Below are 11,631 nucleotides of genomic sequence, written 5' to 3' on the forward strand. Positions count from 1 at the left end.
CGGTCTGCGGCGCGGGATCCACAGGCACGGGGCCGAGGCGCCCGGGCTGTCGGGGGCGGCGCCTACCGTGGTGGTCGTGTCCGCTTCCCCCACCGCTGAGGCCGCGGCGCCGGTGAGCCGGCGCTCGCTGTCGCCGTCGCGCGCCAGCGACTTCCAGCAGTGCCCGCTGCTCTACCGCTTCCGCACGGTGGACAAGCTGCCCGAGCCGCCGTCGTCGGCGGCGGTCCGGGGCACCCTGGTGCACTCGGCGCTGGAGCACCTCTTCGACCTGCCTGCTGCCCAGCGCACCCCCGAGGCCGCCCAGGCGCTGCTGCCCGGTGCGTGGGAGCAGCTGCAGGTGGACGAGCCCGACGTGGCCACCCTCTTCGACGGCGACGAGGCCGAGCGCACCTGGCTGGAGTCCGCGGCGGCCCTGGTGCGCACGTGGTTCACGCTGGAGGACCCGACGCGCCTGGAGCCGGCCGAGCGAGAGCTGAGGGTCGAGACCGAGCTGGAGTCCGGACTGCTGCTGCGCGGCATCATCGACAGGGTTGACGTCGCCCCCAACGGCATGGTGCGCGTGGTCGACTACAAGACCGGCCGCTCCCCCGGTGAGGGGTTCGAGGGCAAGGCGCTGTTCCAGATGCGCTTCTACGCCCTCGCCGTCTGGCGCCTCAGGGGCGTGGTGCCCGCGCTGCTGCAGCTGGTCTACCTCGGGGACGGCGTGGTCCTGCGGCTGCAGCCCACCGAGGCGGACCTGCTCGCCACCGAGCGCAAGCTCGAGGCGCTGTCCGCGGCCATCGAGAAGGCCCGGGAGAGCGGCGACTGGCGCCCCCGCACCAGCAAGCTGTGCGGCTGGTGCGCCCACCAGGCGCTGTGCCCCGCGTTCGGGGGCACTCCCCCGCCGCTGCCCGTGGCCGTGGGGCCGCGGCCTGAAGACGTGCAGGAGGCTGCAGCGATCGGGTGACCGCCTGCTCCGGACGGGTGTTCGGAGTGCAGTGATCTCGGGGGACGGCCGATCGAGGAGGTGTGAGCAGGCGCACGCCCTTCCTAGGGCGCCCCGTGGGACGGGCGCGTCAGGTGGCTCAGCTCCCAGCGCCCCGGGGGCTGACACAGTCCGTTCGCCCCGCTGCCACCGCTCCGGTGGCCGTGGTCCGGCCTCGATCAGCTCGGCGGCTCACTGGCCTGCGCCCGCGCGGCATGCGGTCGCCGCAGACCTCCACGCTCCTGTCAGGCAGCGAGGCCATGTCTGCTGTGTCCGGCTGGTTGTACGTCTTCACGGGCCTGCTCGTGATCGCCAGCACCTACCTGCCCACGACGGCACCCGAGCGCGGTGCCGACGTCGTCCGCCTGGTCAACGCCGCAGCGGTCGGCGCAGGCGTGCTCATGCTGGTGCTGCGGATGCGCCTGCCCCGCCTGACTCCGCACGTCGCCACCTTCGGCGGCGTCCTCCTCATCACCGCGGCACTCCTGTCGTCAGGAGGCGGTGCCGGCGCGGCCGCCTACGCGGCTGTGTACTGCCTGTCACCCGCCTACTCGTTCCTGTGCCTCCCGCCGAGGTGGGCGTACGTCCACCTCGCTCTCACCGTGCTCGTCGGCGCACCGGCCCTCGCCTCCCAGCCGGGGGTGGGCCTCGCCGAGCAGCTGGTGCTGTGGGGTGTGGTGCTCCTCCTGGGAGTTGCCTCGGGTTTCATGGCGAGGGCCCTGCTGCGGGCCGAGGTCGACAGCCTCACCGGTCTGCGCAACCGCAAGGGCGTGGAGCGCGCGCTCCACGAGGCAGCGGGAGAGAGCGGTTCCCACGTCGACCTCACCTACGCGGTCCTGGACCTCGACCACTTCAAGGCCTACAACGACGGTCTTGGCTCTGCTGCCGGCGACCGGCTGCTGCAGGCCGTGGCCAAGGAGTGGGCCGCCCTGACGCCGCGGGACGGGACGCTCGCCCGGCTGGGAGCCGACGAGTTCGCGCTCGTCATGCCCGGGTGGTCACCGGCCCGCACCGGCGCGCTGCTGGTGGAGATGCACGACGCGCTGCCGCAGGGCGTCACGTGCTCTGCCGGCGTCGCCGGTCGAGAGCCTGGCGAGTCGGTCTCCATGCTGGTGACGCGCACCGAGTCAGCGCTCTACACGGCCAAGCGGGAGGGGCGAGCCCGGACCCACCAGCACCCCGGTGTCGGTCGCGACGGCCGTGAGGTCCACGAGGGCCTGGCCCGGGGCGAGTTCCTGGTCCACTTCCAGCCGATCGTCGACCTGCAGACCGGTGAGCTCGCCGCCGCGGAGGCGCTCGTCCGCTGGCAGCACCCTGCCGGTGGGCTCATCCCGCCGGTGGAGTTCCTTCCCGGAGCGGAGCAGTCAGGCGCCATCAGCGAACTGGGCGAGTGGGTGCTGCGCGAGGCGTGCCAGCAGGCTGCTCGGTGGCCCGCCGGTCCGGACGGTCGCGTGCCGTACGTCACCGTCAACTCCAGCGGCCGCGAGCTGCAGGACCCCGAGTACGCGCAGCGGGTCGCCCGAGCCCTCGCCGACAGCGGCCTCCCGGCGGAGCGCCTGGTCATCGAGCTCGTGGAGAGCCACTACGACATCGAGTCCCTCCACCTGGCCTCCAACCTGCACGCTCTCAAGGCGTCAGGGGTGCGAACGGCGATGGACGACTTCGGCGTCGGGTACTCCAGCCTTGACCGGCTGCGACGGTCAGGCGTGGACATCCTCAAGATCGACAAGTCGTTCACCAGTGATATCAGGGGCCTGTCGTCACAGGCCCCCTTGGTCAGCGCCATCTTGGCCATGGCCGGAGCACTCGGCATGCGGGTCGTCGCTGAAGGCATCGAGGACGCTGAGCAGGCGCAGTGGCTGCGGGCGCGAGGATGCGACCTGGGCCAGGGCTGGTACTTCGGTCGCCCCGCTGGGACAGCACCGTCCGTGACGAAGGTGGCGCGTTCCGCGACGGCATGACGTCGGTCGGACCCTTGACCACTGGCCGCTGCGGGTGAAGGAACGCGTCGTTCCGCGTGTCTTCCGCAGGACGATCCCTCCAACGAGGGACGATCCCGGCAGACCAGAGGCCGGAACGGCCTGTCGCGCGTCCCGGAGGAGCTCCGTGGTCCTCGAACACCCCCAGCCCCCTCACCCAGCGACGCTCCTCCAGGGCGCCGTGCCCGCTCAGAGCACCGGAACACGGCGCCGCACCCGAGGCAGCGCGGTCGAGCTGTCCGTCGAGCACCGGGACGGTGTGACCGGGGTGCTGCACCGGCGCCTCGTGGTCGACGACGGGCACGCAGAACCGACCGACCGCGCCAGGATCCAGGCAGACATCTCGGAGTGGGACGCGCAGCTCCGCCGCCACCCCACCTGGAAGTCGCCGGACGTCGTCGACGGTCAGCTCGTGGTCCACAACGACGCCTCACGGTGGTTCTTCCGGTCCCCGGCGCTGCGCGAGTGGCGGCGGGACCTCGTGCCGTCAGCCGCAGCCCTGTACCCCATCCAACGCCCAGACGTCACCGCCATGCCGTCGGGCTCGCCGGTCGACGAGGCGGCGCGGGCCTTCTTCACCCACACCCTCGACTCCATCGGTGTCCGGACGCGGGGCCGCCTGATGCAGGACGCCCTGCACCGCTCGCGCGCCCTGTCCGTCCGAGACCGCCGCGCTGTCTGGGTGAGCCTCGCCTGCGGCGCGGCGGTCCCGGTGCTCGACGCGGTGCGCGATCACGTCGACACGGGTGAGGGCCCGCGCCTCGAGCTCGTGGACCACGACCCCGACGCGCTCGCCTTCGCACGCCGGCTCGCCGAGGCAGAGGGCATGCAGGCCGACATCGACTTCCGACTGCTGCAGAGGGACCTGGTCGCGACCGTGGTCGCGAGGGACGCACTCGTCGACGAGCTGGGTGCCGGGCGAGCCGCCGTCGTCGACGCGGTCGGGATCTTCGAGTACTTCAGCGACGCCTCGTGCGTGAAGCTCCTGCGGAACGCCTTCAGGCTGCTCGAGCCCGGTGGTGTGGTGGTCGTGGCCAACATGCTGGACGACCGGCCGGAGCTCGACTTCAACCGGCGTGCTGCCGGGTGGCCCGAGCTCCACTACCGCAGTGTGGAGCAGCTCGTCGACCTCGTCCGCCGCGCCGGGCTGCCGCTCGACAGGACGACCATCAGCATCCCCCAGGACGGGGTGTACGCCGTCGTCGACGTCGTGAAGCCGGGCAGCTGACCGAGGCTCAGACCGGCTCTACCGCGGCCGGGTCGTGCGAGGCCCGGGAGGGCTGCAGCTGCCCGTCGCGGATCGCCTCGGCCCAGTGGCACGCCACCCGGTGCGGGGTCCCACCGCCAGCGGCAGCGGGCGCTCCGAGGCCGGGCAGTCCCAGCTGCCGCAGCTGGGGTCGCTCGTCGGCGCAGCGCGTCGGCTGCACGAACGGGCACCGGGTGTGGAAGCGGCAGCCCGAGGGCGGGTCGGCGGGGCTGGGCAGGTCCCCGGTGAGCAGGATCCGTTCGCGGGAGTCCTCCACGGCCGGGTCCGGGACCGGCACCGCCGACATCAGCGACAGCGTGTACGGGTGCAGCGGCTGGGCGTAGAGGTCGTCGGAGTCGGCCTCCTCCACGATCCCGCCGAGGTACATGACGCCCACCCGGTCGCTGGAGTGCCGCACCACCGCGAGGTCGTGCGCGATGAGCACGTACGTCAGCCCGAGGGCCTCCTGCAGGTCCTCCAGGAGGTTCAGCACCTGCGCCTGCACGGAGACGTCCAGGGCGCTCACCGGCTCGTCGGCGACGACGAGCGACGGCTCGGCCGCCAGCGCCCGCGCGATCCCGACGCGCTGGCGCTGACCGCCGGAGAACTCGTGCGGGTAGCGGGTCGCCGCGGACGCCGGCAGGCCCACCAGCCCGAGCAGCTCCCGCACCCGCCTGCTGCGCTCGCCCCTGCCGGGGAACAGGCCGTGGGCGCGCAGCGGCTCGGCGACGGCCGCCTCGACGTCCATGCGCGGGTCGAGGCTGGCCATCGGGTCCTGGAAGACCATCTGCATGCGGCGCCGCTCGCGGCGCAGCGCCTCGGTACCCAGCGAGCGCAGGTCGGTGCCGTCCAGGCTCACGGAGCCCGCCGTCGGCTCGGTGAGGCGCAGCAGCGCCCGCCCGAGCGTCGACTTGCCGCACCCGGACTCCCCCACGAGGCCGTAGGTCTCGCCGCGCCGCACGTCGAGGTCGACGCCGTCCACGGCCTTGACCGGGGAGGCGGCGCGCCGCAGCAGCGACCCGCGGCCCGGGTAGTGCACGGCCAGGCCGCGCGCCGACAGCAGCACGTCGCCGGGGGCGCTGGCGTTCGTGGTGGTCATGCGCTGCGCTCCTGCTGGTGCGGGTCGGTCTGAGCGGCGGGCACCGGGTGCGCGCAGCGCAGCAGGTGCTGCCCGGCGCCGGCCGGTGCGTCGTCGTCCTGCTCCAGGGGCAGGTCGGGAACCCGGCAGGCGTCGGAGACCGCCGCGCAGCGGGGGGCGAAGGCGCACCCGTCGGTCCACCCGATGACGTCGCGCGGGGTGCCCGGGATCGGCTGCAGCCGCTGCCCGCGCGGCGCGTCCAGGCGCGGCACCGACGCCAGCAGCCCCGACGTGTAGCGGTGGCGCGGGCGCGCGAACAGCTCGTGCCGCCCCGCCCGCTCCACCACGCGCCCGGAGTACATGACCGTCACGGAGTCGCACAGGCCCGCGACCACGCCCAGGTCGTGGGTGATGAGCAGCATCGCCGTCCCGCGCTCGCGCACGAGGTCGCCCATGAGCTCCAGCACCTGCGCCTGGATGGTCACGTCCAGCGCCGTGGTCGGCTCGTCGGCGATGAGCAGCTTCGGGTGGCACGCCAGCGCGATGGCGATCATCGCCCGCTGCCGCATGCCGCCCGACAGCTGGTGCGGGTACTCCCGCAGCCGCCGCACGGGCGCGGGGATGCCCACGCGGGCCAGCAGCTCACCGGCCTCGTCGCGCGCCGCCCGCCGCGAGGCCCCGGTGTGGCGGCGCAGCACCTCGGTGATCTGCGTGCCCACCGTCACCACGGGGTTGAGCGAGGTCATCGGGTCCTGGAAGACCATCGCGACGTCGCGGCCGCGCACGCCCTCCAGCTCCCGCTCGGGCAGCGACAGCAGGTCGCGCCCGTCGAAGGCCGCCGTCCCGGAGACCCGGGCGGTCGCGGGCAGAAGCCCCATCACCGCCAGCGACGTCACGGACTTGCCGGACCCGGACTCCCCCACGAGCCCGGCCACCTGGCCGGCCTCCACGTCGAAGGAGACCCCGTCGACGGCCCGGTCAGACAGCCGGGACGACGACGAGCCGCGCCCGGACCCGCCGGGGAACGCCACGGTCAGGTCCCTGACCTCCAGCAGTGCCACTTACTTCCTGCCCTTGGGGTCGAGTGCCTCGCGCAGCGCCTCGCCCAGCAGGGTGAAGCCGAGCGCCGTGACGGCGATGCAGGCACCGGGCCAGATCGCCAGGTGCGGGTCGGTGGCCAGCCGCGACTGGGCGTTGACGAGCATGCGCCCCCACTCCGCCGTGGAGGGGTTGGAGGCGCCCAGGCCCAGGTAGCTCAGCGCCGCCACCTCGATGATCGCCGTCGCCAGCGTCAGGGTGGCCTGCACGATCACCGGGCCCAGGGAGTTGGGCAGCAGGTGGCTCATGACCACCGTGCGCCGGCGCACGCCCAGGGAGTGCACGGCGAGGACGTAGTCCGAGCCGCGCTGGGCGAGCATCGAGCCGCGCAGCAGCCGCGCGAAGATCGGCACCTGGGCCGCGGCGATGGCGATCATCACCGAGATCGGCCGCTGCCCGAGGATCGCGGCCACGCTGACGGCCAGCAGCAGCGACGGGATCGACAGGAGGATGTCGACCAGGCGCATCACCACGGTGTCGACCCAGCCGCCGAGGCCGCCGGCCAGCACGCCGAGCACGGCACCGCCGGCCAGGCCCAGCGCGGTGGAGACCACGCCGATGAGCAGCGACTGCCGGGCCCCGAAGACCAGCTGGGTCAGCAGGTCGGTGCCGGGGCTGTCCAGGCCCAGCGGGTGCCCCGGCGACGGGCCCGGCACCGATGACGGCGTGACACCGCTGTTCGGCAGCGGCACGCCGGGCGTGCCGGGGGCGATGAGCGGCGCGAAGAGCGCCACCAGGAGGAAGGCCAGCACGATGACCGCACCGGCGATGGCGGTGGGGTTGCGCCGCAGGCGGCGCCACGCGCTGTGCCACAGCCCGCCGCTGCCGACGGCGTCCGGGTCGGGCGCACCCGCCGGCGTGCTCGGCTCCAGCGCTTCGGAGATCTGGGTCACGAGAGCCTCAACTCAGCCGGACGCGGGGGTCGATGACGCCGTAGAGGATGTCGACGACGAGGTTGACCAGCGCGTACGTCAGCGCGATGAAGAGGATGAACCCCTGCAGCACGGCGTAGTCGAGCTGGCTGATGGCCTGGAACAGGTAGGCCCCGATGCCGTTGAAGGCGAACACCGACTCGGTGAGCACCGCCCCGGACAGCAGCAGCCCGGTCTGCAGGCCGATGGTGGTGACCACGGGCAGCAGCGCGTTGCGCAGCACGTGCCGGCGGCTGATGAGCGCCCGCGGCAGGCCCTTGGCCCGGGCGGTGCGCACGTGGTCCTCCCCGAGCACCTCCAGCACGGAGGCGCGGGTGATGCGCACGATGATCGCCAGCGGGATGGTCCCCAGGGCGATGCCCGGCAGCACCAGGTGCACGACCGCGTCCCAGCTGGCGTCCCACTCGCGCGTGAGGATCCCGTCGAGCACGTAGAAGCCCGTGACGTGCGTGGCGTCGATGCGCGGGTCCTGCCGGCCCGACGTCGGCAGCCACGGCAGCCACTGCGAGAACACGATCTTCAGCAGGTACGCCAGGAAGAACACGGGGATGGTCACGCCCAGCAGCGAGCCGCCCACCATGAGCGTGTCCAGCGCGCCCCCGGCGCGCCGCGCCGCCGCGTACCCCAGCGGGATGCCGAGGACGACGGCGAACAGCAGGGCGGCCAGGCTGAGCTCGATGGTGGCCGGGAAGCGGGACAGGAAGGTGTCGAGCACCGGCTCCCCCGACGCGCTCGAGGAGCCCAGGTCACCGCGCAGCAGCCGCCCCACGTAGGTGACGAACTGCACCGGCAGCGGCTGGTCGAAGCCGTACGCGGCGTTGACCTGGGCGATTGACTCCGGCGTCGCGCGCTGCCCGAGCAGCGCGCGGGCCGGGTCGCCGGGCAGGGCCCGCAGCCATGCGAAGAGCAGGACCACGAGCCCCACCAGCACCGGCACCAGCAGCAGCAGGCGCCGGACGACGAACCCGATCACGAGCGGGCGTCAGCCCTTCGAGACCGTGATGGTGTTCCAGACCTCGTCCTGCACGGGCGAGGGCTGGTAGCCCTGGACGGTCTTCGTGAAGGCGAGCGAGGGCACCGGCGAGGAGATCGGCACGCCGGGGGCGAACTGGGCGATCTGCTCGTTGATGGCCTGGTACGCCGGCACCTGCTGGTCGCGGGTGGGCAGCGCGCGGGCCGCCGTCAGCGCGTCGAACAGCTGGGTGTTGTCGAAGCCCCACTCGTTGGACTTCTGCCCGAAGAAGACGCCGAGGAAGTTGTCGGGGTCGTTGTAGTCACCGGTCCACCCCAGCAGGTGGATGCCGTGGTCGGAGCCGCCCTGGATCTTGTCCAGGTAGTCCGGGCTCCACTTGTTCGCCACGGGGTTGACCGTGATGCCCACGGCCTGGAGCTGGCTCTGGATGGCCGTGAAGGTGGCCTCCGGCGCCGGCATGTACGGGCGCGAGACGTCCGTGGGGTAGTTGAAGTCCAGCGTCAGGTTCGACTGCCCGGCCTCGGCGAGCAGCTGCTTGGCCTTGGCGGGGTCGTAGTCGTAGGTGGTGACGCTGTCGTTGTAGCCCGCCACGGTCTGCGGGATGAACTCCTTGGCCGGCGTGCTGCCCTGCGGCAGCGACTGGCTGATGACGGCGCTCTTGTCGATGGCGTAGGAGATCGCCTGGCGCACGCGCACGTCGGCCAGCGCCGGGTTCGCCTGGTTGAAGCCCAGGTAGAGGATGTTGAACGCCGGGCGGTTCACCACCTGGAAGCCGCCGGACTGCAGCCCGGCGATGTCACCGGGGGCCACGAGGTCGTAGCCGTCGATGTCGCCGGCCTGCAGCGCCTGCAGGCGGGCGTTGCCGTCTGCGATGGTGCGGATGATCACCCTGTCGAGCTTCGGCTTCTCGCCCCAGTAGCTCGGGTTCGGCTTGAGGGTGACCTGCTGCCCGCGCTCCCAGGAGTCGAAGACGAACGGCCCGGTGCCGGTGGGGTGCTCGGTGGCGTAGGCCGAGAAGCGCGGGTCGTCCTCGGTGCCGCCGGTGTTGTTCGCGTCGTACTTCTCCATGGCCGTGGGGCTCTGCATGGAGAACGCCGGCAGCGACAGCGCCTGGATGAAGCCCGCGAACGGCTTGGTGAGGGTCACCACGGCCTGGCCGGCGGACGGCGCCGTGCAGCCGCCGTAGATGCCGCCCTGCTTGGCCGGGTCGGTGCTGGTCTTGAAGCCCTTGAAGATCGAGCCGTAGTAGTAGCTGATGTTCCCGGACTGGTTGACGCCGGTCCAGTCGTACCAGCGGTCGAAGTTCGCACAGACCGCCTCGCCGTTGAAGTCGGTGCCGTCGGAGAACTTCACGCCCTGCTTGAGGTCGAACGTCCAGGTCAGGCCGTCAGCGCTGCCCGTCCACTTCTCCGCCAGCAGCGGCGCCGGGTCGGCGGTGCCGGGCTGGGTGCCCACCAGGCCCTCGAAGATCTGGCGGGCCACGCGGAAGGTCTCGCCGTCGGAGGCGAAGGCCGGGTCGAGCATGACCGGGTCGGAGGAGGCCGCGAAGACGAACGTGCCGCCACCGCCGGAGCCGGAGCCGCCGGACCCGTCCCCCGAGGCGGTGTCGCGCTGGCTCTGCGCGCAGCCCGTGAGGGCCACGGCCGTGGCCAGGAGGGCGGCAGCCGCTCCCAGGAGGCGCGGTGCACGCGGGCGTGCAGGGCGGGTGGGGCGGCGGAGGGCTCGCACAGGGATCTCCTCGAGCTTCGACGGTCGAGCCGCGGTCCCGGTGCTGGATCCGCGGCGACGAGCACGCTAAGCCGTAAGAACTCCTGCGAACAGCCTGGGGGGAACCTTGGAGGTCACGATCCGGACACGGCAGGCAGGTGATCTTCCGGTGGCCCGACGGCGTCGGCGAGGTGACGGCTCAGCGCACGAGGGGTGTCGAGGCGCCCTCGTCGGACGCGGCGCCGGCCGCCACGGCCGCCAGCCACGCCGGGTCTCGCCCCTCCAGCGAGGCCACGCGCACGAGACCCGGGCGGGCCTCCAGCTCCACCACGCAGGGGATGCCCACGGTGGGCACACCCGCCGCGAGCGCGCTGGTCAGACCGGTGGTGGAGTCCTCCAGCGCCACGCAGCGGGCGGGGTCGACCGACAGCAGGCGGGCGGCCTCGAGGTAGGGGTCGGGGGCGGGCTTGCCGCGCTTGACGGAGTCTCCGGTGACCACGGCGTCGAAGGTGCCCTCGGGGAGCAGGGCGACCAGCTCGTCGGCGAGCACCTTCCAGGACATCGTCACCAGCGCGCAGGGGACGCCGGCGGCGCGGGTGGCGGTCAGCAGCTCGCGCGCCCCGGGGCGCCACGGCACCGCGGCGCGGAACTGCTCGACCACGCGGCCCAGGAGGTCGCCGATGATCTCGTCGATGGTGAGGTCGACGCCGCCCTCGGTGCGCAGCCGGCGGGCCGACTCGTGCAGGTCCGAGCCCACCAGGGAGCGGGCCTGGTCGTGCGACCAGGACCCGCTGTGCTCGGCGACGAGGGCGAACTCCGCGGCGAACCAGTACGGCTCGGTGTCGACGAGGGTGCCGTCCATGTCCCACAGCACCGCCTGCGGCAGCGCGTGCTGGTCGGTCACGGGGCGGGGAGAGTCGCTCACGTGCGGCGAGGCTACCCGCCGGGGCGGACCAGCCCGGTCTCGTAGGCGGTGACCACGGCCTGCACGCGGTCCCGGGCGCCCAGCTTGGCGAGCACCCGGCCGACGTGGGTCTTCACGGTGGCCTCGGCGACGTGCAGGTCCGCGGCGATCTCGGTGTTGGAGCGGCCGCGGGCCATGAGCACCAGCACCTCGCGCTCGCGCTCGGTGAGGGCGTCCAGGGCGCTGCCGCCGTCGTCGTCCTCGGTCCTCTCGGCGGCCAGGAGCGGAGCGACGTGCTCCAGCAGCCGCCGTGTGGTGGAGGGAGCGATGACGGCGTCCCCGGCGTGGACGGTGCGCACCGCGGCGAGCAGCTCCTCCGGGGGCGCGTCCTTGAGGAGGAAGCCGCTGGCCCCGGCCCGGATGGCGGCGAGGGCGTACTCGTCGATGTCGAAGGTGGTGAGGACCACCACCTTTGACTCCGGCAGCGAGGCCGTGATGCGGGCGGTGGCCTCGATGCCGTCGACGCGGGGCATCCGCACGTCCATGAGCACCACGTCCGGGGTGACCGCGCGGGCCATCGAGACGGCCTGCTCGCCGTCACCGGCCTCCCCCACCACCTCCAGGTCGGGCTGGGAGTCGATGACCATGCGGAAGCCGGCGCGCAGCAGCTGCTGGTCGTCGACGAGGAGGACCCGGATGACGTCGGCGCCTGGTGCCACGGCGTCGAACCTAGCGCTGCCGGTGGTCGGG

10 protein-coding genes are annotated in these 11,631 nt (G+C 73.0%); 3 read left to right on the forward strand and 7 right to left on the reverse strand.

The features are described from left to right. The first annotated feature begins 76 nt into the window (after nucleotides 1-76). From H7K62_RS05685 to H7K62_RS05695, 3 genes are all read left to right on the forward strand, one after another. Nucleotides 77-946 carry a RecB family exonuclease gene (locus H7K62_RS05685; RefSeq protein ID WP_370591625.1) on the forward strand — a complete coding sequence of 290 codons (870 nt, stop codon included), beginning with the start codon at nucleotides 77-79 and terminating at the stop codon, nucleotides 944-946. A 278-nt stretch (nucleotides 947-1,224) separates the two neighbouring features. Then, the gene (locus H7K62_RS05690) at nucleotides 1,225-2,925 is read left to right on the forward strand and encodes a putative bifunctional diguanylate cyclase/phosphodiesterase (RefSeq protein ID WP_186716929.1); all 1,701 of its coding nucleotides are present in this window, start codon (nucleotides 1,225-1,227) and stop codon (nucleotides 2,923-2,925) included. A gap of 199 nt (nucleotides 2,926-3,124) precedes the next feature. Then, nucleotides 3,125-4,171: a class I SAM-dependent methyltransferase gene (locus H7K62_RS05695; RefSeq protein WP_186716930.1), complete on the forward strand. Its 1,047-nt coding sequence runs from the start codon at nucleotides 3,125-3,127 to the stop codon at nucleotides 4,169-4,171. Between the two features lie 7 nt (nucleotides 4,172-4,178). Here the strand turns inward: H7K62_RS05695 and H7K62_RS05700 are convergent, their stop codons facing one another. The 7 genes from H7K62_RS05700 to H7K62_RS05730 form a co-directional block, all read right to left on the reverse strand. Further along, nucleotides 4,179-5,288: an ABC transporter ATP-binding protein gene (locus H7K62_RS05700; RefSeq protein WP_186716931.1), complete on the reverse strand. Its 1,110-nt coding sequence runs from the start codon at nucleotides 5,286-5,288 to the stop codon at nucleotides 4,179-4,181. Continuing rightward, the gene (locus H7K62_RS05705) at nucleotides 5,285-6,328 is read right to left on the reverse strand and encodes an ABC transporter ATP-binding protein (RefSeq protein ID WP_186716932.1); all 1,044 of its coding nucleotides are present in this window, start codon (nucleotides 6,326-6,328) and stop codon (nucleotides 5,285-5,287) included. The genes H7K62_RS05700 and H7K62_RS05705 overlap by 4 nt, the downstream gene beginning before the upstream one ends. Beyond that, the gene (locus tag H7K62_RS05710; RefSeq protein ID WP_186717088.1) at nucleotides 6,329-7,249 is read right to left on the reverse strand and encodes an ABC transporter permease; all 921 of its coding nucleotides are present in this window, start codon (nucleotides 7,247-7,249) and stop codon (nucleotides 6,329-6,331) included. It lies immediately after the preceding gene. Between the two features lie 16 nt (nucleotides 7,250-7,265). Further along, a complete protein-coding gene (locus tag H7K62_RS05715) occupies nucleotides 7,266-8,270 on the reverse strand; it encodes an ABC transporter permease (protein WP_186716933.1) in 1,005 nt (334 codons plus the stop codon). A gap of 9 nt (nucleotides 8,271-8,279) precedes the next feature. Further along, the gene (locus tag H7K62_RS05720) at nucleotides 8,280-9,998 is read right to left on the reverse strand and encodes an ABC transporter substrate-binding protein (RefSeq protein ID WP_186716934.1); all 1,719 of its coding nucleotides are present in this window, start codon (nucleotides 9,996-9,998) and stop codon (nucleotides 8,280-8,282) included. 178 nt (nucleotides 9,999-10,176) lie between these two features. Further along, nucleotides 10,177-10,902 carry an HAD family hydrolase gene (locus tag H7K62_RS05725; protein ID WP_370591626.1) on the reverse strand — a complete coding sequence of 242 codons (726 nt, stop codon included), beginning with the start codon at nucleotides 10,900-10,902 and terminating at the stop codon, nucleotides 10,177-10,179. Nucleotides 10,903-10,913: 11 nt separating this feature from the next. Next, nucleotides 10,914-11,600, reverse strand: coding sequence for a response regulator (locus H7K62_RS05730; protein ID WP_370591627.1), 687 nt, complete (start codon nucleotides 11,598-11,600; stop codon nucleotides 10,914-10,916). Nucleotides 11,601-11,631: the final 31 nt, after the last annotated feature.

The organism is Quadrisphaera sp. RL12-1S, from assembly GCF_014270065.1.
In the GTDB taxonomy this organism is placed as follows: Bacteria; Actinomycetota; Actinomycetes; order Actinomycetales; family Quadrisphaeraceae; genus Quadrisphaera.

Bases quoted from the DNA above. Each gene is read 5' to 3' on its own strand.
- H7K62_RS05690 (WP_186716929.1), top strand. From the start codon at position 1,225: ATGTCTGCTGTGTCCGGCTGGTTGTACGTCTTCACGGGCCTGCTCGTG.
- H7K62_RS05700 (WP_186716931.1), bottom strand. From the start codon at position 5,288: ATGACCACCACGAACGCCAGCGCCCCCGGCGACGTGCTGCTGTCGGCG.